The 236-nt window shown below is 67.4% G+C and carries 1 protein-coding gene; it reads right to left on the bottom strand.

Annotated elements, in window-relative coordinates; translation table 11 throughout:
* The coding region (locus GM668_RS30860; RefSeq protein WP_170305944.1) for an Ig-like domain-containing protein at positions 1-236 on the bottom strand (236 nt) is incomplete at both ends.

The raw sequence follows: 236 nt of genomic DNA, 5'->3' as shown, positions 1-236 counted from the left end.
GTTGCCGGAACCGTCGGCCACCGCCGAACCGGCCAGGACTGTATCGGCATACAGGCGCACGGTGGCGCCCGCAGCTGCGCCGTTGCCGGTGAAGACCAGGCCGGTAGCGTTGGTAATGTTGTCGGTGCTCGATACGCCGCTGTCCGAAGCTGCCTGCAAGTCCGGCGTCGATGGCGCCGCACCCGGCGTCACGTCTACCGTCACGGTCAGCGCGCTGGAAGCAGCGCTGATATTGC

Origin of the sequence: Pseudoduganella ginsengisoli, assembly GCF_009720865.1 — a bacterium.
Lineage (GTDB): Bacteria > Pseudomonadota > Gammaproteobacteria > Burkholderiales > Burkholderiaceae_D > Rugamonas > Rugamonas ginsengisoli.
This window is presented reverse-complemented; position numbering and strand designations above follow the sequence as displayed.